The sequence below is a fragment of the uncultured Marinobacter sp. genome, assembly GCF_947259545.1.
Classification (GTDB): domain Bacteria; phylum Pseudomonadota; class Gammaproteobacteria; order Pseudomonadales; family Oleiphilaceae; genus Marinobacter.
The window spans coordinates 238,111-258,199 of the sequence record NZ_CAMYMK010000009.1 but is presented as its reverse complement, the minus strand read 5'-3'; the positions used below and the strand labels follow the sequence as shown (position 1 = coordinate 258,199).

Here is a 20,089-nt window from a genome sequence, read left to right as displayed (position 1 = left end):
TATGGATGAGAACAACCGTTGCCCCTGGTGTGGCACCGATCCCCTCTATACCGCATACCATGACACGGTATGGGGGCGCCCCGAGTACGATGAACTCGCGCTCTTCGAGAAGCTTTGCCTGGACGGTCAGCAGGCCGGTCTGAGCTGGATTACCATCCTGCGCAAGCAGCACAGCTACCGGTCCGCCTACGACGACTTCAATCCGGAAAGGATTGCCCGCTACAACGACGAGAAAGTGGAGGAATTGCTGGGCAATCCCGGCATCATCCGCAATCGACTGAAAGTAAAATCAATTATCCGCAACGCCCGAAGCTATCTGGACCTGAAAGAACGGGGCGTCGATTTCAGTGACTTCCTGTGGTCGTTCGTGGATGGCGCACCGATTCAGAATCACTGGCAGAGCCTGTCAGAGGTACCGGTGACCACCGCTGAGGCTGAAGCCATGTCCCGCGCGCTCAAAAAAGCCGGCTTCAACTTCGTGGGGCCGACCATTGTCTACGCCTTCATGCAGGCGACCGGCATGGTCAATGATCACCTGGTCAGCTGCCCACAACACAGGGAATGTCAGGCTCTGGGGAATTGATCCTATTGCTACCGGGGAGCGTAAGTATTGGCGTACCACGTCACCCCGGAGCACCACGGTGAGAATAACATTCGACGAACTCAGTAATCGCGACGACAACGCCATTGATCTGCTGGAGATCATCTCCATCGAGGGCCAGCAATACATGGCGAGACTCCATCTTGGCAATCGGCTGCTCATTCTCTCCGATAAAGAGGGTAAAACCCTGCTGTTTCGGGGCAGCTGGCAAATTCAGGACATACTGGGAGGCTACGTTATCGCCAGGACAGACATCGTCTATCCGTCGGCATACCACGAGATGGTCGGGATGGAGCCTGCGGACATCAGTCCGATGAGAATCAGGGTACAGGGGCAAACATCGTGATTGCAGTAGCCCGCCTTGCGATTCTCGTTGGCCTTCTGGGCCTGCTGCCCTTCGTTGCAGCCATTGTTTCGCTGTTTCTCATCCCGGCGCACAGCGTGGCAATCATCGGCTGGTTCTATCTCTACAGCGCGGGCGTTCTGGCCTTCATGGGCGGCGTTTACTGGCCCATTGCTATGCAGCTGGAAAACCGCTGCTACCCGCTCTCACCCCTGGTGACCATGCTGCTCAGCCAGGTTTTCTTTCTGTCCGCCGGTCTTGGCCTGTTGCTAACAACAGCGTGGCAGATCGCGTTGTATACCACCGCCTATCTGGCTCTTTACTTTGTCGACGCCCGATGGATGAAGGCCTTTTGGCCGGCGTGGTACCTGAAACTCCGGCTGGTGCTCACTGCCGTTGTTGTCGCCTGTCAGGTCGCCGCCGGCACCTGGTTTTTCACGACCCACTGAGGGGCTCCACCCCCAGCTTTGACTGGATTTTCCGGATAGCACCCTTCTCAATCTGTCGCACTCGCTCGCGACTGATGCCCAGGTCGTCTGAAATGACCTGGAGGGTGTCCGGCTCTGGCATTCCCAGCCCGAACCGACGAGATAGCACTGAGCGCTCCCGCTCCGTCAACTCCCCCAGGATCTCCGCCAGAGTCTTCTTCCGGTCACGCTGCTCCATCGAGTGCTCAGGCGCCAACTGGTCATTGGCACTCAAACTGTCACCCAGAGTGAGGCCGCCAGAATCAGAGACCGGTGTATCGACGGACAGCTCCCGACTCGCCAGTGCCCGAAGCTCACCAATCCGGGAAGGGGACGCTTCCATTTCCCGCGCCAGCTCGCTCTGAAGCGGCGCCCGCCCGAGGGCCTGATGTAACCGCATGGACACCCGACGCAGCTGACGGATCTCATCCACCACGTTTTCCGGGGTGTGAACCAGGCGGGTGCCACGCTGCAGACAACGCTTCACCTCTTCGCTAATCCACCAGTAGGCGTAAGTGGAGAAACGGAAGCCCCTGGTCGGGTCAAAACGTTCCACCGCCTTGATCAGCCCCACGTTCGCATCCTGGATCAGGTCGGCCATCGGAATACCGTACTGGCTGTAACGGCGGGCGATGTGAACCGCCAGACGCAGATTGCTCTCGACCAGCCTGCTGCGGCATGCACGGGCAAGATGGTAGGCGCGGCGACATCGGGTCGAGAAAGCACAGGCATCACCGAGACTGCCCACGATGTCGCGGTAGGTCTGCGGAGAGTCATCAGGCAAAGCCAGTTCCTGGCCAATCACCTGATAGCACCGCGTCAGTTGACGAACAAGGCGTTGCTCGCCTTTGTCTCCCAGAAGTTCATACCGGGACGCATCCCTGAAGTACAGCCCCACCAGAGAATCCGTTTCACCATTTGGGGTTATGGTCGGGGACGGTCCCAGCCTTACAGACTTGGTCATGGCTTTGGTACCGTTCAAAAAATGTACTGAAGAATACGACTGAGGGCGGGGTGTGGATTTCCCCGGAGAGGCGGGACAAACAACGCAGCCCCGGACGGAATATTGCCTTCCGGCCGGGGCTGATTCAGGCCAGGTATCAGGCCGCGACGATGGCGTACTCGTGGTTGTGCGGTTCGATAAGAACACCGTGAAGGGCAACGATGGCCTTCTCGTAGTTGTCCTCGTCCACCACAAACTGAATGTCCACCTGGCGCATGCACTGGTGCAGGGCAAGAACACTGATGTCCTCGTCCGCCAGCGCCTTCACTGAACGGGCCAGGATGCCAGGCACTTTCATGTCACTGCCGATGGCGGAAACCACAGCTACCTTGCGGGTATTGATCTCCGCATTCGGGAACTCTTCCTTCAGCGCCTTGACCACCCGCTTGACGTGCTTCAGCGTGCTGCCGACATAGTGGGTGATGGTGTTGGCGTTGGTGTCCTTGGACATGAAACGCACCTTGAAGCGGCTCAGCACATCGAGGATGCGACGATCGGAGCCCGGCTCACCCTGCATGTCCTGGTCGAACACCTCAATGGCAAACACGCCCTTGGCGCCAGCAACGATTTCCACCTGAGGCTTCTCACTGACGTAATCGCCGGTGATCAGCGTACCGGTGTGCTCCGGCTCAAAGGTGTTCATCACCCGCAGCGGGATTTCATTCTGGCGCATACCCTTGCCAGCACGGGGGTGGATCGCTTCCATACCCAGGTTGGCCAGCTGGTCGGCGACGTCATAGTTGGTCCGGCCCAGGGGGACCACCTTGTCAGCTCCAACAATGTTGGGGTCGGCGGAACTGAGGTGGTATTCCTTGTGGATAATCGCTTCACGGGCTTCAGTGATCACCGCCACCCGGCTGAAGGTCATCTCGCTGTAGCCACGATCGAAAGTCCGCATCAGACCTTCCTTGCACTGGGCATACCCGGTCACGATGGGCAGTTCGCGGGTCAGGTCGACCGCGTCGAACGCCTGCTTCAGCTTCTCGTCCAGGGGCAGCAACTCATTGTCGCGCCAACCGGTGAGATCCACGAAACGGGCGTTGATGCCTTCTTGCTGAAGCTTCAAAGCGGTGTTGAAGGCACTGTGCGCTTCACCGATACCGGCAAGCATTTCGCGCACGGTCAGCAGATGTTCTTCCAGCTGGAACTGGCCGTAGGAACACAGACGCTGCAGGTCAATAAGGCAACCGCGCACACCCTCAATACGGTCGGTGATGAACTGGTCCGCCTGCTGCTTGAGCATGGGATCTTCAAACAGTTCACCGTTGATATCGGTCAGGAACTTCACCAGCTTGGTGAGGTCGTCACCCCAGGCCCAGTCAGACTCGGCATCGGCAAACAGGGCATACACGCCCGGCTCACCGGTCTTCTTGTGCTCCAGCAGCTCGTTAGTGACGCCACCGTAGGCGGACACCACGAAAATGCGCTGGTACAGATCTTCCTTGCTGCGTCCACCGATGATGATGTTGTCACGGACGGCCTCGTAGTTGCTCATCGAGGTGCCGCCGATCTTTTCTACGGTATGTTGTTGGGTAGTCATAGTGTTGCCTTCGCTATCCTGCAGAATGAATGTCCGGATGTGGGAGGCGCCTTACGACGCCTCGCTGATCCCTTCCTGCATGATTTCGTCCACACTTTTTGCCAGCAGCTCGGCACCTTTTTTCAGGTCTTCCTCGCTCGTAGTCAACGGCATCAGGCACTTGATCACTTCATCGTTGGGACCACTGGTTTCGATAATCAGGCCATGCTCAAAGGCACGCTTGGTAATCGGACCCGTAATATCGGCATGTGTGGCTTCAATACCACGCATCAAACCGCGTCCCTTCATTTTGAACTCACCCGGGTACTTGTCGCAAATCGCCTGCAGGGCGTCGCCCAGTACCTTGGTCTTGGCCTTTACTTCGCTGGCGAACGCGTCGTCCTTCCAGTAGGTCTCCACCGCTGCACGAGCCGTTACAAAGGCCATGTTATTGCCGCGGAAGGTACCGTTATGCTCACCGGATTCCCAAACGTCCAGCTCAGGCTTGAACAGAACCAGGGCCATCGGCAGGCCGTAGCCACTGAGAGACTTGGAGACCGTCACAATGTCCGGCTTGATGCCGGCAAATTCAAAGCTGAAGAACTCGCCGGTACGACCGTTACCCGCCTGGATGTCGTCCAGGATCAGCAGGATATCGTGCTTCTTGCACAGCTCGGACAGGCCTTTGAGCCACTCCGCACGGGCGACGTTCAGACCGCCTTCGCCCTGAACCGCCTCAACGATCACGGCTGCCGGCAGCTCAACACCGGAGGAGCTGTCAGACAGAACCTTGTCCATGATCTCCAGGGTGTCCACGTCGTCACCCAGGTAACCGTCATAAAACATAAAATCGACGTTGCCCAGCGGTGTACCCACACCACCCCGGTGGTGCTTGTTACCGGTGGCGGCAACGGCGCCCATGGTCACGCCGTGAAAACCGTTGGTGAAAGAGATAATACCGCTACGACCTTTGACCTTGCGCGCCAGTTTCATGGCTGCTTCCACACAGTTGGTACCGGTGGGACCGGTAAACTGCATTTTGTAATCCAGGCCACGGGGATCGAGGATGTGCTTCTTGTACGATTCAATAAAGTCGTGCTTGGCAGTGGTGAACAGGTCCAGACCCTGGCTGACACCGTCGGCCTCAATGTATTCCAGAAGCGCCTTCTTGAGGATATCGTTGTTGTGGCCGTAGTTCAGGGAACCGGCACCGGCGAGAAAATCCAGGTACTCTTTGCCATCTTCGGTGTAAAGATGCGCATTCTTGGCGCGGTTAAAAATCACCGGAAAGGCGCGTGAATAAACGCGTACTTCAGATTCGGTCGACTTGAAAAGTTCCATTGTCTTGCCTCTTAGCATGTCAGGTTCGAGGTAGAAGTGGGACAGCCCATCGGTTACGTCGCGATCAGCCAGCCACACGTTGGTTAAAGCCTTCTGGCAGACCTACCTCAGTGGTCTGCCGGCTACTCCAGATAGCGGTCAATAACGCCTGGTCAGTAACAGACTCTCAGACTGGCTTGGTAAAGGGCCCGATGCGCAGCAGGAATTCAGAATCGTGCTTGCCGCCGAAATGGGTCTCTTTCTCGAAGTGCTCGTGGAAGGTGAGCTCGGCTCCCAGGTCACGGGCAAACGAACGAAACAGAGCCCAGGACGCTTCATTGTCCTCGGTGATGGTGGTTTCCAGATGCGTCACGTTCTTACACGCGTCCCGGGCCACAATCTCTTTCAGCATCCGCTTGGCCAGACCCTGTCCACGACCTTTCTCGTGAACGGCCACTTGCCAGACAAACACGGTTTCGGGCTGTTGGGGAGGGATGTATCCGGAGATAAAGCCGACCAGATCGCCGTCCTTCTCCGCGGCCACGCCGGTCTCGGCAAAGTGGCTGCACTGCAACAGGTTGCAGTAAATCGAGTTGGGGTCCAGCGGAGGGCATTCAGCCACCAGCTGGTGGAGCCTGTAGCCATCATCTTTCACGGGTGTGCGAAGGGTGATGGCGGTGGTATTCGAGCCTTCTGATGTCATAGCGTAATCAATTCGCGTCAAAAAATTAGGGTTAAATTATATAGACCACAAAATATATTTCAAGTTGGGCCTAAATGACCCGCGCCAAACAGGCAGCGTGCGTCCTATTAGAATAGACCGGATTGAAGCAATCGCCAGTGACAACTTGATTACGAACTGGAAGGAAAAACAACATGGTCCTGGCTCAGGGAGGTGCCCGAAACAAGACGGTTACGATAGGAAACCGCGGCCGGCGAACCTGCAGGCCAGAGCCGGTCAAACTGCGACAGCCAGGCATCGAGATCATAGGAAACAGGCATAAGCGATACGTTCAGGCCAAAATGCTCAATGCCTGCCACAGGCTCTGCCAGAGGGCTTGTAAAGCCCAACCGGGTGATCAGCCCACGGGGGTCCGACAGCAGGTTGCCCATGCCCGCAGAGCCATTATTGGCCACCACACGAAACCGCTCATCGACCATCCCCGACCATAAAGCGGGAAGGCAGGTGTGGGTGGACGTAATCACGTCCGCTCCCGAAGCCCTCAACCATTTATCCAATGACAGCTCATTGCCCGCTGAAAAAGATTCATGTGCCAGCCCCCAACCCGCCAGTGACTCCGGGTCACCGTGCAGCACCAGAATCTTTAGGCCTCCAAACATCAGGCACCGATACCTCGGCAAGCCAGACAGCCGTTTTTGGATATCCGGGTGCTCACAGGCCAGCGCCTGAAGCCGTTCCATTATTCGATTGGAACGCTCAACCACCCCCTGATCGACATAATCGGGATAGGCACAACCACAACCGGCTCCGACGCTGGGCGTCGCCAGTTCAAAATCAACATTGCCCAGGATAACCGTATGATCCAGCACCCGGTTATTGATCTGCCGGAACAGCGTGTCGCTGGCATTGAACCAGTTGAAGTCGCCATTGAAGACCAGCTTGACCCGATGGCCCTGGCGTTCCTCTGCCAGCGCCATCTGTTCAATCTCATCCAGGGCATAGGGGTTGCCGTAAAGCCCACCAATGACAAACAGAACATCCTCGGACACCTGGCTCTCGTTCTGACAAAGAGAAGCAGGATGGTAGCGATACGCCAATGGGCAACTACGACCTTCAAGGTCAGCCATGCCCGACACCACTGGCGGCCAGAGACTTGCCGGCCAGGCGCCTTAACACCAGCGGCAGGAAGAACCCGGCGGAACAGATAAGGAAGCCGTAGGCATTCACGCCCAGCAGCATGGCGTACTTGCCGTCACCAATGGCCCAGCTTGATGGAATCAACCCGGTAGCCAGCAGAACCCCCAGCCCCAGACCGGTCCAGAAACTCAGGTGAAAACTCCAGGGTGACCAGCGGGTAAAGCCATAGAACAGGAACACCGGAGCCAGCCCCATGACCATGGTGCCCGAGATGGTGGTGGCCTTGAGGATATCGGTACCGGCAAACATCGGCAGGTTACCCAGGAAGGCGAACACGATCATCACCACCGCGCCAACACGCATACTCGGCAGCTTATCCGTTGCGCGCTGCGCCAGTCGCGGCAGGTCCACGGCCAGGGATTTCGCCAGCGAGGTGAAGGTGGAATCCAGTGTTGAACCTGCCGAGGTCATCATCACCACGCTCATGAAGAACAACGCCGCCAGCCCCAATGACTGCCCGACAGCCGCCGGGGCATTGCCCATGGCGTCGATACCGTTCAGGCGAGCGTGGACACCCACCAGACTGAAGATAAACACCGCCACAAAGCCCAGCAGCCCGGCCACCACAAAGCTCTTGAGCATGGTCTTTTCCTTGTTCACAAAGCCCCGGTCGGTCAGCACCGGATCGTGGAACGGGTAGCTGAACAACTGCAGCAGGGCCACCAGCAGCAGATCAAAGCCGGCGTTAAGCTTGAACTCGCCATTACTCAGCAGGGCACTGGTATCGTTGGCCGGAATGATCAGGAACAATACCGCCCCAACAAAGAAGACGAACACAAACGCCTGAATCACATCGGTGAAGATCGATGAGCGCAACCCACCTTTAAGGCTGTAGGCCAGGGTAAACACGGTGAACAACATTGCTGCCGCATAGTATTCCCACTCACCCGGCAACCCGAAGTAACCGCCCACCACGGCTGTGTTACTCCAGACCTCGTTATACAACCGAATCAGAATCGCCGCCGCAAACGCCAGACTGGCCAGCCGCCCAAAGCGGGAGGTCAGAAAGTCCTGCAGGCTACGGGCTCCGGTCTGAGTACGAATCAGATAGATCACGTAACCGGCCACCGGAATCGACAACCAGTAACTGGCATAGGCCAGGCCACCGACCACACCATAGGCCGCACCCAGGTTGGCGGCGTTGGTCACCGACTTGGCAAAGATCCAACTGATAAAAATACTCGCAGTGAGTGACCACTGACCCACCGGGTTACCGTGATCATCAGCGCCTTTGTAGAACGAATTCGCGTTCTTGCTTTTAGGCGAGAGGGCGTACATGACCACGCCGTATACCAACAGGAATCCCCAGAACAGGGAGGCTTCAGTGAAGTTCATTGTTCATTTCCGGTTCGTTGTTTTTGGTTTGGGGGCCGGCCAGTCAGGGGTGGGAATGTTTTTCCAAAACGGAGAAGCGTGGCTTCTTTGAATGTTTTGGAAAAACATTCCCACCCCTCACCGGCCACCGTCTTTGGCAATTGCCGTCTGATAAACCTCTTCAGTCAGAACAAGGCCTTTGGGGTTGGGGAGACCTTCAAAAACAGTCAGAGAAGCCACGGTTCTCGTTTTGGAAGGTCTCCCCAACCCCAAAGGCCGCAACTCCAAGTTCTCAGGCTAAACCGAAGCCCGGAAAATCAACCAGGCTCCGAACAACTGGCACCAAACCGATAACAGGCAAAACACCGGTGATGCCGCAACATGATGCGTTCATCCATGCTCTCCGCCAGCGACCCGCCCAGGTCGTACTGGGGATCATCGTCCACCAGCGTGCAGGCGTACACCCGAACCTGATCGCCTTTTTTCACCAGCATCCGTGTGTAGGTGCACATGAAATGAGCCCGGCTTTCCTTGGTCGGGTACTTCTCCATGCAGGTTTCGGTGATCTCCGGGCTGCCATCTTCGGAACCCGGTGTACCCAGATCCGGGAAGGCGGTGAACGCCAGGTTCTCGGGAATACGCCATTCACGGAAAATCTCGCGGAACGCCGCTTCGACGTCGGCGGGAATTTCCTCGGGATCGGTCTGACGCGCGATGGACACCTGGAAGCCCTGTTCGATCAACCAGTGGATACCCTCCAACGCCTGGTCGAAACTGCCTTCGCCGCGATCCTTGTCGTGACGTGCCCGGTCCGGGAAGTCCAGGCTGACCCGGAAGTGGATCTCGTAGGGGTTATCCAGCAACGGCAACACCTGGTGGCGACGCTTTAACAACGGCTCGGTGGCGTTGGTCAGAACGAAACAGGGCCGGTGCTGGCTGGCATAATCGAGGATGTTGACGAAGTCCCGGATCACGAACGGCTCGCCGCCGGTGAAGGAAAACTGCTCCACGCCCATGTCGATGGCTTCGTGGATAAAGGGCTTCACATCGCTCAGTTTCATGCCCGGAATCCGACCATCACCGGGGTGAGAGCCTTCGAGGCAGAACGGGCAGGCCAGGTTGCAGGCGGTGCCGGTGTGAATCCACAGCTCCTTCAGCTTGTCCGCGTCGATATACCCGCGCGGATCGCCGTTGCGGGTATGGGTCCAACTGTCAAGCGCCCTGGGCTCCAGGACTTCCACGGCCGGGATTCGTTTACTGCGGGCCGGTCGGGTTTCGGTCAGGGGCATAGGTGCTCCTCGGTGTTTTCGTGTTTTTGCCACGGCGCCAGCCGTGCAGCTTTTCCAGCAGGTTCAGAACGCCCTGGGGTGCGTGGGCACGCTTCCACTCGCCGGCGGCGTATTTGGCCGATTCGTTCCAGGTCGGGTACGGGTGAATCGTTCCCAGGATCTTGTTCAGGCCCAGGCCGTGCTTCATCGCCAGGGTAAACTCGGCGAGGATTTCCCCGGCGTGGGAACCGACCACCACCGCCCCGAGGATCTTGTCCTTGCCCGGCGGTGTCAGCACTTTGATGAAGCCATAGTCCTCACTTTCGGTAATGGCACGGTCCAGATCGTCCAACTCATAACGGGTGACCTCGTAATCTATCCCTTGCTCCTTTGCCTCGGCCTCGCTGAGGCCGACCCGGGCCACTTCCGGTGAGGTGAAGGTCACCCAGGGCATGACACGGTAATCCACCCTGAAACGCTTGAACTGGCCAAACAGGCCGTTCACCGCCGCGTACCAGGCCTGATGGGCTGCCGCATGGGTAAACTGGTAGGGGCCCGCCACATCACCACAGGCAAATACGTTGGGGAAGCGCAGGCTCATGTCTTCCTCTACCGGCACGGTGCCATTGGGCAGGGTCTCGACGCCGATGTTACTGAGGCCCAGGCCTTCGGTGTTCGCCGCGCGGCCGACGGCCACCAGTACCTCATCAAAGGCAATCCGGACGCGTTCGCCCTGATGCTCGCAGTACACCACTTTCTCCCCGTCCTCAATCGAGAACTCTTTGGCAGCGTGGTTCAGCCTCAGGTCGATGCCATCACGCTCGAACTGTTTCCGGATCAGCTCGGAGACCTCAACGTCTTCTTTCACCAGCAGGCGCTCCCCCATCTCCACCTGGGTGACCTTGCTACCCAGACGACCAAAGGCATGGGCCAGCTCAGAACCAATAGGCCCGCCGCCCAGCACCAGCAAACGCTCCGGCTGTTCCTGCAATTGCCACAGGTTGTCTGAGTTCAACGGGTTCATATCATCAAGCCCCGGTATCGGTGGCATGGCCGGCTTGCCGCCCGTGGCGACCACAATACTCCGTGCTGTCAGCCGTTCAGTCCGACCGTCGTTGTGCTTTACTTCCAGCTCCCATGGAGATACGAACGTTGCCTCGCCAAAGATGCATTCCACACCCAATTTCCGATAGCGCTCGGGGGAGTCGTGGGGCTCCACTTTGGCAATTACCTCCTGCACCCGGTTCATGATGTTCCTGAACGAGCCCTTCACCGGCACCGATTCCAGACCATAACGATTGCCCTGGCGCATGGTATCCGCCGCCTTGGCACTGCGAATCAATGCCTTGGAGGGCACACATCCGGTGTTCAGGCAGTCACCACCCATTTTGTGCTTTTCGATCAGAGCCACCTTTGCCTTCACGGCGGCAGCAATATAGGCCGAGACCAGTCCGGCGGAGCCGCCGCCGATCACCAGCAGGTTGTAGTCATAGGATTCGGGCTTTTTCCAGCCGGCGTACACCCGGCGACGGCGGATGAAGCCCACCACAAATTTCGCAATCAGCGGAAACAGACCCAGTAACGCAAAGGACAACAAAAGTTCGGCCGACAGGATATCCCCGGTGGACTCGACCTGACCCAACTGGGTGCCGGCGTTCACGTACACAAAGGTGCCCGGCAGCATTGCCGCCCAGCTCACCAATGCGTAGGTGCGCAGTTTCATGGCCGTCAGCCCCATGGCGAGGTTGATCAGGAAGAATGGAAACACCGGCACCAGCCGCAGGGTCGCCAGATAAAAGGCACCATCCTTCTTAATACCGCGATCCATCTTGGCGACGGTGTCCCTGTAACGTTCACGCAAGGTGTCACGGGCCAGAAAACGGGCGACAAGAAAGGCGAGGGAAGCACCGATGGTAGAGGCTACAGGCACCGCCGCCAGGCCGTAGATATTGCCGAAAAACGCTCCCCCAGCCAGTGTCATGATGGCAGCCCCGGGTAAAGACAGCGCCGTAACCACCACATAAATGGCCATAAAACCAAGCACCGCAACCACCAGGTTCCGGGCAATCCAGTTCTCCAGAAGCTGCTGGTTGTCCTTGAGATTCTGCAACGTCAGCAGTTCATTACCGCCACTGACGATAAATCCGATGACCACCGCCGCGATCAATGCGATCAGCATCCATTTTTTCGATGTCATGAAGTAATCCTTGTTGCCTGCAATCTGATGCCGCTAAGACACGCGATTCGTGGAAGTGTTACAGAAAAACTGAAATCGTCTGCACTGCAACTGTTGAGCTTTATTTCGTTTTACGCGAAGAAAGCATCCAATGTGTCAACCTGCGCTCATAAATGTTTAACGAATTGATCACGACGTGGGCCGATAATCGCCGGGAACTTTTTGGGAAATCAACGAACTCACTGCTATTCTTGAATACTTATTCACAAAAGGACAGCGCATGACTGACACGGACGATCCCGACGAGAACACACTGATTTCACGAATGAAGTCGGGCGATCAGCAGTCATACCATGAAGCGGTGCGAGCATACAGCCCCGGCATGCTTGCCGTCGCGCGCTTCTACCTTGATCGCTCTAGTGCTGAAGACATTGTTCAGGATTGCTGGGTAACAGTCATTGACGCGATTCAAACGTTCGAAGGCCGCTCGGGACTCAAAACCTGGCTTCACCGCATCGTGGCCAACCGCTGCAAAAACAGACTCAGATCTGCCAAACGTGAAGTCCCGATGGACTTTTCCGATGGCCTCGACCCGGATCTGGACAGCCGGTTCAATGCATCCGGCCGCTGGGAAATACCGCCCAAACTGCGATTTGACGAATCCGCGGATACCTTGATGGAGAACGGCGCGCTCAGCGACTGCCTGGACAAACACCTCTCGGCGCTGCCTGAAACCCAACGTTCCGCCCTGATGCTTTACGAAGCCCACCAGCACAAATCCGACGATGTGTGTAACATTCTGGACGTCAGTGCCTCTAACCTTCGTGTACTTTTACACCGTGCACGACAGAAGATATTTCTCATGGTAGAGACGTTCCAGGAGACGGGCGAATGTTGATGTGCAGGGATCTGGCCATGATTGCCAGTGATTACATTGATGGCGAACTTGGCACCGCCGGGAAACTGTCCGTAAAAATGCATCTGATGATGTGCGGAAATTGCCGCACCTTTATCGGCAACCTGCGCGCCAGCACGGAGCTTATGAAAGCCCATACCTCAGGTACCGTGGACGAAGAATTCGTTCGCCGAATTGATGAGCGTGTCGCTGAAGCGCTTGAAGCGAAAGAACGGGGCAAGGGCAACACGTAGTGCTACTCAGCTTCAAACACGCCGGTGTCCGGATGGAAGGTATACCAGGCAAACCAGAAAGCCCGGGTTGCCGGTAGAAGCTTACCCGTCTCGTCTCGCAGTTCGGCGGACGGTACGCTCGGATCGTAGTGAACACGAACGGCCTTTCCCCCAATCCGATCTTCCAGCACGCCATCGTGATTCGCAAGTTCCGGGAATGGCCAGGCCTTGCTCTCACCATTGTGAGTCCAGCCCAGCACCCAGGTCTTTGGGTGATATTTACGACTAGTGTGAGAAACCGGGAAGTACATCCGATCTGAATGGTCGTAGTCACCGTAGGGGGACTTTCGGTAATCACGGCGGTGGCCGGTGTCAGTGGACAGTACGAGTCCCCTGGACCCTACCCGCTCCCGCCATTTCTGCCATAGCTCATGGCGAACGGCGACCGACTCCAGCTCCTTACCGGCCAGAGGGCCGGCTATTGCCCGGCGTTCAATCTGTGACCAGAGCGATTCAGTCTGATGGTCGTACATCAGCAGGTCACTGTTGTAGAGCAGGCCAGACACCCCGAAAGTTAAGTGACGGCCGTTCACCACCGGGTCAAAGGCCATGCCGGTGCCACAAAGCGGGCAGAACGTAATGAGAACAGGCTTTCCGTCTGACTGGTGATTGACGATCTCGTGCCAGTTCAGAATACCAACCGGAAACGCATACCGTGCCTGGTCATGATCATAGGTCATGACCAGATCGTCCTCCCGCCAGGGCAAGGAGTCATCTGCGCGCTCAAATTTCGGGTTGTTGATTGAGGGAATACCATCACGGGGTGGTCCGCCACTGAGAATCTCATCGATCGGTATCAAAGCGTTGCTCAGATCAAACCCGTTTTTTTCCTGGGCCAGAGCCGGGCGGGTAACCACCATAATCAACGCACATAGCAGTAATACGACACGATTTTGTAACCTCATCGGTTTTCCTCCAGAACACCGATCGACGACAGCGATTCAGTGGAGACCACTAAAACACTGACACCCCGGCATCGCGAGTGTTACAGCGCGGACTTCTGGAATCATGATTTCTCCGCTTCCCGGTGGATCTCCTGCTGTGCTTTACGGGACTGCCTCATCAGATACAGGTCTTTGCTGACACTGGTATAGGTGGACACCAGATAGGGGACACAATACGTCAGCAACACCTTCAGCCAATCCAGGGTCGCTTCGCCAGTAACGGCTTCCCACTGATTGATCAAAACAAGCAGGGTACCCACCACCAGAGCCAGTTTCGCCGCTCGCCTTGGCGTGCCACGACTGACAGCCAGCTCGCATGCCTCGCTACAGCGGCGAACAGAGTGTGCAAATCGGGAAAGCGGCATGAGTGCCTCTCGCATGGCAACGGATCTTCTGCTAACTGACACTTTTCATGTGACAACGTTACAAATTTGAATATTTTCATGGAACTCTTGCAAGTCCCCCACGTATTTGGAACGATCGCTCAAAATCAACAAGGAGAATTCGGATGCCCAAGCAGCTACCACTAGCCCTGTTATTGCTTCGACTTGGTGTTTTTGTCGTTTTTCTATTCTGGACCCTGGATAAACTGGTCCAGCCCGAGCATGCAGCGAAGGTATTCGCCGCTTTCTATGGGCTCGGAGGTCTAGGCGAAGCCGCATTTTATGCTATCGGCTGCGCACAGTTGGTACTGATTCTGATGTTCGTCGCAGGCATGATGAAAACCTGGACCTACGGCGCAATATTGATCTTCCATGGGGTCTCCACACTCTCGGCATTTGCCAAGTATCTGCAACCCTTCGATAACCTTCTGTTCTTCGCTGCCTGGCCCATGCTCGCAGCCTGTGCAGCTTTGTTCCTGCTGCGTGACTACGATACATTGACGCTCTCCAGGCAGCCGGCTCCCGCGACAGCTTAGAATAGCTGTAACAGTGCCCCCGGTTTTTTGTCTGTGCTAGAAACCCAGTAACAACAACCGGGATTAAAGATGTTCCTGAACTGGCTATCGCGGCGCCTTGCCGCCTACCTGTCCAAGCAGATCACCCGTCACTCCATCAGGACATCGACCTGGGAGGCTCTGCAGGGGGCTTTACTACCGGGAGACGTGCTTCTGGTCGAGGGGAATACGCGGATCAGTGTCGCGATCAAGTACCTTACCCAGTCCACCTGGTCACACGCGGCCCTGTACCTGGGTCCGGATGCGGGCCTGGGAGAAGCAGAAGGTGGGCCACGCGTACTTGTTGAAGCGGATCTTCAGGAAGGCATTCGGGCGATTCCACTGTCGTTCTACCGCCATGCCCACATCCGGGTCTGCCGACCGGTCGGACTCAGTGACAATGACATTCGTCGATTGACCGATTATGCCATCAGTCGCATGGGGCACCAGTACGACATGAAAAACGTGTTTGACCTGGCGCGCTACCTGTTTCCGACGCCTCCGGTACCCTCACGTATCAGGCTCAGACTCCTGGCGTTCGGGAGTGGCGACCCGACGCGGGCCATCTGCTCAACCTTTATTGCGGAAGGGTTTCAGCTCCTGAGATACCCGATCCTGCCGATTGTAAGAACGCTCCCCGCAGACGACCCGGACTGTGAGGATTGCGTTATAGAGCGCTTCCGTATCCGTCACCATTCCCTGTTCACACCCAGGGATTTCGACGCCTCTCCCTATTTCCGGATCATCAAACCCACCATTGAAACCGACTTTGACTACAGGACCATCGACTGGGAGGACCAATAGAATTCCGGCTCCGGCTTACCCAGCAAAAAGCCTTGAAGCTCATCACACCCTGAGGCGATCAACCAGTCCGCCTGCGCCCGGGTTTCCACACCTTCTGCAATCACCTGGCATCCCAGGCTATGCGCCATGGAAATCATGGTCCGGCACAACACCTCGTCCTGCTCGTTATCCGGTAATCCGGTAACAAATGCCCGATCAATCTTGATGCGTTTGACGGGTAACGCCTTAAGGTAGGCAAGGGAAGAGTAGCCGGTACCAAAGTCATCCACCGCCAGCTGAATTCCCAGCGAGCGAAATCCTTCCAGAATCTCCAGGGCCAGGGAAACGTCTTTCATGAGTGCGGTTTCCGTGATTTCCACTTCCAGATAATCGGAAGCCAGATTGTGGAATTCAAGCACACTGGCGATATGTTCGACGAGGGATCGATCCGTAAGCTGACGAGCCGAAACATTCACCGCCATCCGGCCCTGGAAGCCATCGTCTACCCAACGTTTCATGGTCCCGATGGCCTGCTCTATAACCCACCGCCCCACCGGGACAACCAGGCCGATTTCTTCCGCAAGCGGCACAAACTCGTCAGGAGACACGATACCGCGCAACGGGTGATACCAGCGTAAAAGCGCTTCATAGCCAACACATTGCCCCGCACAATCAAACTGTGGCTGGTAGTGGAGTGCAAACTGCTCGTTTTCCAGGGCACCGCGTAAGTCTTTGACCATATCCTGCCGATGCTGAACCTGCTCGCCCAGGTCCGACGCGAAAAACTGAATCTTGAGATCTGCCGATTTCTTTGCCCGGTGCATGGCAATCTCGGCATGGCCCAGCAAAGTTCCGGCATCCATACCGTCAACGGGCGTCACTGCCACACCGGCACTGACATCGCATTCGTATTTCATGCCCGCGACACACACAGGAGCCATACAGCTACGAATAACGGCAGCAATCTCCGCTTCTAGCTGATCGTATTCCGGACCTTGTTCAGGCGTCAGTAACAACCCGAACACGTCCCCGCCAAGACGAGCCACACAACCAGGTTCACTGTTGAACCTGGCCAGTCTACGGGCAATCTCCTGCAGTACCCGGTCCCCGATTTCGTGCCCCGCCAGACCGTTCAATGCCTGGAAGTCATCAAGACCGAGGACAACCAAGGCAGACGGCCTGGCATCCGCCATAGTCGGCTCTACCAAAGACCGGGTCAGACATTCTTCGAACAGGGAGCGGTTGGCCAGCCCCGTCAGCTGGTCATACAGACTGCGGATGTGCAGTTCCTGCTCTGTCCGTCTGAGCGAACGCGTGCGCTCCGTCAACAGCTGATCCAGACGCTGGTTCAGGGCCGTCAATCGGTTCAGGTATGAGGCATTCTGTTTCAGCATGCGATTGAAGGTCGCCTCCACTTCACCAAATTCGTCGCAGCGCTCCGGCTTTCGGACGTACATAAGCGGATGTTCTGCATCCGCACCGGCTCTGACGATACGGCTGCGCAACCGTAACAACGGGGACAACATCATGCGGTCAACGACGGCCATGGTCACTACTGTCACAAAGACGGCGATAAGTAGGGAAAGTCCCAGTATTCGCAGGACAAATGATGTCAGCTCCCCGGAAACTCCAGTAATATTGATTCGAGCCCTGACCGGATAATCCCCCAGCCATTGCCCTGACTCCCAGGCAAGATCCAGTCGGTTTGCGTCGGCGCGGGAGAGGTCCCTCAACCTTCCCGCGGCATCCCCTGGCTCTATCACAGGCTCGCCAGTCGTTAGCCAGTGCTCACCAACCATTAACTCAATACCTGTAATCCGGGAACTTTCAAGCAGCAGACTCAAGGAGCCCGTCGTCACTTCGCCAGACTTGGTTGCCAGAAAGGTGGTAAGGGCCTGACTTGCCAGCGTGGCATGTTGACGCAGGAGATTTTCCTCGTGGTTACGGTAGGAGGGAACGAGGATGATGGATTCAATGACCAGGATGGCAACAAACGCCGCCATGGTGAGATTCCGGCACAGGCGACAGGCAATCAGCTGATGTCCCCACTCCAGGATTGAATGCCAATAATCATCGCGCCGACGGGAGATGGCACCATTGCTGAGTTCGACACCTGACTCAGTCCCTCCCTGCGATTTCATCGCACGCCCCCCGTTTGGAGAATAAACCCGACCCACGTACTATCGACACTCCGGGAATAGGGTTGTTACAGACCAGAAACCCGTATTCTTGTTACCACTCAACAATAACGATAAAAGAAACTGACATGAGAGCTCCCGAAAAAGCCGACATCGTGCCGTGGATAGCGCGCATTCTCTCCAGCCCGACAACCCGTGGGCTCCGTCAGCGGGTGCACCGCCTGAACGCGCTCCGAAAAAAGGAAGGGGAGGTCGTCGATGTTTTCATCAATCCCCGGGATCCTTTCAGTTTCGTTTTACTGCAGGCCCTGCCCGACCTGAAACAGCGGTACGATATTCGGTTTCGATTCCAGACGGTCTGGCATCAACCACAGGAGATGTTCCCGGAGCCGGCCATGTGGGCGGACTGGGCGATCACGGACGCAAGCAGAGTCGCTTCCCTCTACGGTTTGGAAGGCCCGAACCTGTCGAAGCACCCTACAGAGGAAGATTTCACCGCCTGCCGGGATCAGTTACTGAACCTGGAAGACAGGGGGGAATACCTGACGCCTGCCCGCGATGCCTTGCGTGCTCTCTGGAGAGGAGAAGCGATCGAGATAGCCAGAGAATCTTCATTATCACAGCCAGATCTGGCAGAGAGACTGCAGATCAATGAGCAGCGACTGAGCGCTCTTGGTCACTACCAGGGCAGCATGCTGCATTTTCGGGGTGAATGGTTCTGGGGTATTGACCGGCTCGACCACCTGGAAAACCTGCTGATCGTTGAAGGCCTCTCACGCTCTTCCACACCAGGCCCTTCCTGGACCCGAACCTGGACGGATCTCGGAGAGAACGCAAAGCCTCTGGATCAGTCACACCCCGCCCGGAACGACGCGCTGGAAGTATTCTTCTCTATCCGCAGCCCATACTCATACCTTGGCCTGGAAAGGGCCATTACGCTGGCAAAGGCCTGGAATCTTCCCCTTGAATTACGCCCGGTTCTGCCCATGCTAATGCGCGGACAGGCGGTACCCGACGCCAAGAAGTGGTACATCTTTCAGGACACCAAACGCGAAGCAACCAAACTGGGCATACCCTACGGATTCGTTGCCGATCCATTAGGGACCGGAGTTGAACGATGCTATGCGCTTTTTGAGTACGCCCGTGCTGAGGGACGGGAAGTCGAGTACATGCGCACTTATGCCCGGGCAGTTAACGCAGAGGGCATCCGCTCTGAAACCGATCGTGGCCTTCAAATCATTGTCGAACGCTCGGGACTGGACTGGCACAAGGCCCGCCCCATACTCACCGATCAGAGTTGGCGCGACTGGGCGGAAGATAACCGCAAGGCGATGTACAGCCACGGGCTTTGGGGGGTTCCGAGCTTCCATTATGGCAGCGTCAGCTGTTGGGGCCAGGACCGTTTGTGGCTGATCGAAGACGAGATCAGAAAAAGGGGTGGAGACTAGCTCCACCCGAAAGGTTGGTTCCCGACCAACAACAAATTGTGGCTCTACTTATTTCTGAACTTTTCCTGCTCAATCCGCATGTACTCGGTGAGCGCAGCCAGTTCCTCTGACGCCCAATCCAGCGGCTGCGAAGCCATCGGCGCCACCATGCAGATCTGGACCATTTCATCGAGATGGACCATGTCCATGCCGAAGTCGGATTTTCCCATTGCCACAAAATGGGGGTAGTCGTTCGAGAAAGTATCGGCGTAGCCGGCACCGTTGGTGTGGCAGGTAGCGCAGGCCAACCCGTTGGACGACAGGGTAGTGTCGTTGAACAGGGTTTCACCCTTTTTAGCCAGTGAATCGGCATCACCCTCATAAGGCTGGTAACCCTCGGGCCGCCGCACAGCTTGCTTCATGGCTTCCGAGACACCTTCGCCTTCGGCCTCTCCCTCACCTTCAGCTTCCCCCTCCGCTTCTCCTTCACCTTCTGCCTCACCCTCGCCTTCTGCTTCTCCCTTGGCCTCTCCTTCGCCCTCAGCTTCACCTTTGGCTTCACCCTCAGCCTCGCCTTTTGCTTCACTTTCGGCTTCTCCCTGTGCGGCTTCAGCTGACGGAATCAAGCTGAATCCGTTATCTGATACCGCCGTCGCACCGGCCATCGCTACAACTGTCATCACCGGTACCGACACCATCAGGTTTCGGGAAAGCTTTCGCAGGAGCTCCGTACGATTTGTATCAGTCGACATTTGATCACCCTCCGGTCGTTATCGTTTGTT

20 protein-coding genes are annotated in these 20,089 nt (G+C 56.7%); 8 read left to right on the top strand and 12 right to left on the bottom strand.

The features are described 5' to 3' along the window. Position 1: 1 nt before the first annotated feature. Genes Q0Y21_RS15895 through Q0Y21_RS15885 form a run of 3 tightly spaced genes read left to right on the top strand, consistent with a single transcriptional unit; the run spans position 2 to position 1,393 of the window. Positions 2-583, top strand: coding sequence for a DNA-3-methyladenine glycosylase I (locus Q0Y21_RS15895; RefSeq protein WP_297797573.1), 582 nt, complete (start codon positions 2-4; stop codon positions 581-583). 58 nt (positions 584-641) lie between these two features. Then, complete coding sequence (locus tag Q0Y21_RS15890) at positions 642-947, top strand: DUF6482 family protein (RefSeq protein ID WP_297797571.1); 306 nt, start codon at positions 642-644, stop codon at positions 945-947. Continuing rightward, a complete protein-coding gene (locus tag Q0Y21_RS15885; RefSeq protein WP_297797569.1) occupies positions 944-1,393 on the top strand; it encodes a DUF3429 domain-containing protein in 450 nt (149 codons plus the stop codon). Before Q0Y21_RS15890 ends, Q0Y21_RS15885 begins: the two co-directional genes overlap by 4 nt. On the opposite strand, the gene Q0Y21_RS15880 is transcribed toward Q0Y21_RS15885, so the two are convergent. The 8 genes from Q0Y21_RS15880 to Q0Y21_RS15845 form a co-directional block, all read right to left on the bottom strand. Continuing rightward, complete coding sequence (locus Q0Y21_RS15880) at positions 1,380-2,375, bottom strand: RNA polymerase sigma factor RpoD/SigA (RefSeq protein ID WP_297797567.1); 996 nt, start codon at positions 2,373-2,375, stop codon at positions 1,380-1,382. The genes Q0Y21_RS15885 and Q0Y21_RS15880 overlap by 14 nt on opposite strands. Positions 2,376-2,511: 136 nt before the next feature. Next, the gene (locus Q0Y21_RS15875; protein WP_297797566.1) at positions 2,512-3,954 is read right to left on the bottom strand and encodes an aspartate kinase; all 1,443 of its coding nucleotides are present in this window, start codon (positions 3,952-3,954) and stop codon (positions 2,512-2,514) included. A gap of 51 nt (positions 3,955-4,005) precedes the next feature. After that, entirely contained in the window at positions 4,006-5,274 is a 1,269-nt protein-coding gene (gene ectB / locus Q0Y21_RS15870) for a diaminobutyrate--2-oxoglutarate transaminase (protein WP_297797564.1), read from the bottom strand. 166 nt (positions 5,275-5,440) lie between these two features. Then, on the bottom strand, positions 5,441-5,956 hold the full coding sequence (gene ectA / locus Q0Y21_RS15865; protein WP_297797562.1) for a diaminobutyrate acetyltransferase: 516 nt from the start codon (positions 5,954-5,956) through the stop codon (positions 5,441-5,443). Positions 5,957-6,105: 149 nt separating this feature from the next. After that, positions 6,106-7,062, bottom strand: coding sequence for a hypothetical protein (locus Q0Y21_RS15860; protein WP_297797560.1), 957 nt, complete (start codon positions 7,060-7,062; stop codon positions 6,106-6,108). Continuing rightward, on the bottom strand, positions 7,055-8,467 hold the full coding sequence (locus Q0Y21_RS15855) for a sodium:solute symporter (protein WP_297797558.1): 1,413 nt from the start codon (positions 8,465-8,467) through the stop codon (positions 7,055-7,057). The genes Q0Y21_RS15860 and Q0Y21_RS15855 overlap by 8 nt, the downstream gene beginning before the upstream one ends. Before the next feature lie 296 nt (positions 8,468-8,763). Continuing rightward, entirely contained in the window at positions 8,764-9,735 is a 972-nt protein-coding gene (locus Q0Y21_RS15850) for a radical SAM protein (protein ID WP_297797556.1), read from the bottom strand. Then, a complete protein-coding gene (locus Q0Y21_RS15845; RefSeq protein ID WP_297797554.1) occupies positions 9,701-11,911 on the bottom strand; it encodes a bifunctional TVP38/TMEM64 family protein/FAD-dependent oxidoreductase in 2,211 nt (736 codons plus the stop codon). Before Q0Y21_RS15845 ends, Q0Y21_RS15850 begins: the two co-directional genes overlap by 35 nt. 259 nt (positions 11,912-12,170) lie before the next feature. Between Q0Y21_RS15845 and Q0Y21_RS15840 the strand changes: the two genes are divergently transcribed. Continuing rightward, complete coding sequence (locus Q0Y21_RS15840) at positions 12,171-12,788, top strand: RNA polymerase sigma factor (RefSeq protein ID WP_297797552.1); 618 nt, start codon at positions 12,171-12,173, stop codon at positions 12,786-12,788. Next, the gene (locus Q0Y21_RS15835) at positions 12,782-13,039 is read left to right on the top strand and encodes a zf-HC2 domain-containing protein (RefSeq protein WP_297797550.1); all 258 of its coding nucleotides are present in this window, start codon (positions 12,782-12,784) and stop codon (positions 13,037-13,039) included. Before Q0Y21_RS15840 ends, Q0Y21_RS15835 begins: the two co-directional genes overlap by 7 nt. Positions 13,040-13,041: 2 nt before the next feature. Here Q0Y21_RS15835 and Q0Y21_RS15830 read toward each other — a convergent pair whose 3' ends face one another. Further along, on the bottom strand, positions 13,042-13,983 hold the full coding sequence (locus Q0Y21_RS15830) for a DUF3179 domain-containing protein (protein ID WP_297797548.1): 942 nt from the start codon (positions 13,981-13,983) through the stop codon (positions 13,042-13,044). Positions 13,984-14,084: 101 nt separating this feature from the next. Continuing rightward, positions 14,085-14,387 carry a nitrate/nitrite transporter NrtS gene (gene nrtS / locus Q0Y21_RS15825; protein ID WP_297797547.1) on the bottom strand — a complete coding sequence of 101 codons (303 nt, stop codon included), beginning with the start codon at positions 14,385-14,387 and terminating at the stop codon, positions 14,085-14,087. A gap of 143 nt (positions 14,388-14,530) precedes the next feature. Between nrtS and Q0Y21_RS15820 the strand changes: the two genes are divergently transcribed. Together Q0Y21_RS15820 and Q0Y21_RS15815 are read left to right on the top strand one after the other, a co-directional pair. Then, positions 14,531-14,941, top strand: coding sequence for a hypothetical protein (locus Q0Y21_RS15820; RefSeq protein ID WP_297797545.1), 411 nt, complete (start codon positions 14,531-14,533; stop codon positions 14,939-14,941). 69 nt (positions 14,942-15,010) lie between these two features. After that, the gene (locus Q0Y21_RS15815; protein ID WP_297797543.1) at positions 15,011-15,763 is read left to right on the top strand and encodes a YiiX/YebB-like N1pC/P60 family cysteine hydrolase; all 753 of its coding nucleotides are present in this window, start codon (positions 15,011-15,013) and stop codon (positions 15,761-15,763) included. Here Q0Y21_RS15815 and Q0Y21_RS15810 read toward each other — a convergent pair. Further along, on the bottom strand, positions 15,733-17,883 hold the full coding sequence (locus Q0Y21_RS15810) for a GGDEF domain-containing phosphodiesterase (RefSeq protein ID WP_297797541.1): 2,151 nt from the start codon (positions 17,881-17,883) through the stop codon (positions 15,733-15,735). The two genes, Q0Y21_RS15815 and Q0Y21_RS15810, sit on opposite strands and share 31 nt — an antisense overlap. A 125-nt stretch (positions 17,884-18,008) precedes the next feature. On the opposite strand from Q0Y21_RS15810, the gene Q0Y21_RS15805 reads away from it, so the two are divergent. Continuing rightward, entirely contained in the window at positions 18,009-19,328 is a 1,320-nt protein-coding gene (locus Q0Y21_RS15805) for a DsbA family protein (protein ID WP_297797539.1), read from the top strand. Positions 19,329-19,372: 44 nt separating this feature from the next. On the opposite strand, the gene Q0Y21_RS15800 is transcribed toward Q0Y21_RS15805, so the two are convergent. Continuing rightward, positions 19,373-20,059, bottom strand: a complete 687-nt coding sequence (locus Q0Y21_RS15800; RefSeq protein ID WP_297797537.1) for a hypothetical protein — start codon at positions 20,057-20,059, stop codon at positions 19,373-19,375. Between the last annotated feature and the right edge of the window lie 30 nt (positions 20,060-20,089).

Coding starts and splice junctions, on each gene's coding strand:
- Q0Y21_RS15820 (WP_297797545.1), top strand. CDS start 14,531: ATGCCCAAGCAGCTACCACTAGCCCTGTTATTGCTTCGACTTGGTGTT.
- Q0Y21_RS15805 (WP_297797539.1), top strand. CDS start 18,009: ATGAGAGCTCCCGAAAAAGCCGACATCGTGCCGTGGATAGCGCGCATT.
- ectA (WP_297797562.1), bottom strand. CDS start 5,956: ATGACATCAGAAGGCTCGAATACCACCGCCATCACCCTTCGCACACCC.
- Q0Y21_RS15810 (WP_297797541.1), bottom strand. CDS start 17,883: ATGAAATCGCAGGGAGGGACTGAGTCAGGTGTCGAACTCAGCAATGGT.
- Q0Y21_RS15815 (WP_297797543.1), top strand. CDS start 15,011: ATGTTCCTGAACTGGCTATCGCGGCGCCTTGCCGCCTACCTGTCCAAG.
- Q0Y21_RS15830 (WP_297797548.1), bottom strand. CDS start 13,983: ATGAGGTTACAAAATCGTGTCGTATTACTGCTATGTGCGTTGATTATG.
- Q0Y21_RS15895 (WP_297797573.1), top strand. CDS start 2: ATGGATGAGAACAACCGTTGCCCCTGGTGTGGCACCGATCCCCTCTAT.
- Q0Y21_RS15860 (WP_297797560.1), bottom strand. CDS start 7,062: ATGGCTGACCTTGAAGGTCGTAGTTGCCCATTGGCGTATCGCTACCAT.
- Q0Y21_RS15845 (WP_297797554.1), bottom strand. CDS start 11,911: ATGACATCGAAAAAATGGATGCTGATCGCATTGATCGCGGCGGTGGTC.
- ectB (WP_297797564.1), bottom strand. CDS start 5,274: ATGGAACTTTTCAAGTCGACCGAATCTGAAGTACGCGTTTATTCACGC.
- Q0Y21_RS15880 (WP_297797567.1), bottom strand. CDS start 2,375: ATGACCAAGTCTGTAAGGCTGGGACCGTCCCCGACCATAACCCCAAAT.
- Q0Y21_RS15855 (WP_297797558.1), bottom strand. CDS start 8,467: ATGAACTTCACTGAAGCCTCCCTGTTCTGGGGATTCCTGTTGGTATAC.
- Q0Y21_RS15800 (WP_297797537.1), bottom strand. CDS start 20,059: ATGTCGACTGATACAAATCGTACGGAGCTCCTGCGAAAGCTTTCCCGA.
- Q0Y21_RS15875 (WP_297797566.1), bottom strand. CDS start 3,954: ATGACTACCCAACAACATACCGTAGAAAAGATCGGCGGCACCTCGATG.
- Q0Y21_RS15850 (WP_297797556.1), bottom strand. CDS start 9,735: ATGCCCCTGACCGAAACCCGACCGGCCCGCAGTAAACGAATCCCGGCC.
- Q0Y21_RS15840 (WP_297797552.1), top strand. CDS start 12,171: ATGACTGACACGGACGATCCCGACGAGAACACACTGATTTCACGAATG.
- nrtS (WP_297797547.1), bottom strand. CDS start 14,387: ATGCCGCTTTCCCGATTTGCACACTCTGTTCGCCGCTGTAGCGAGGCA.
- Q0Y21_RS15835 (WP_297797550.1), top strand. CDS start 12,782: ATGTTGATGTGCAGGGATCTGGCCATGATTGCCAGTGATTACATTGAT.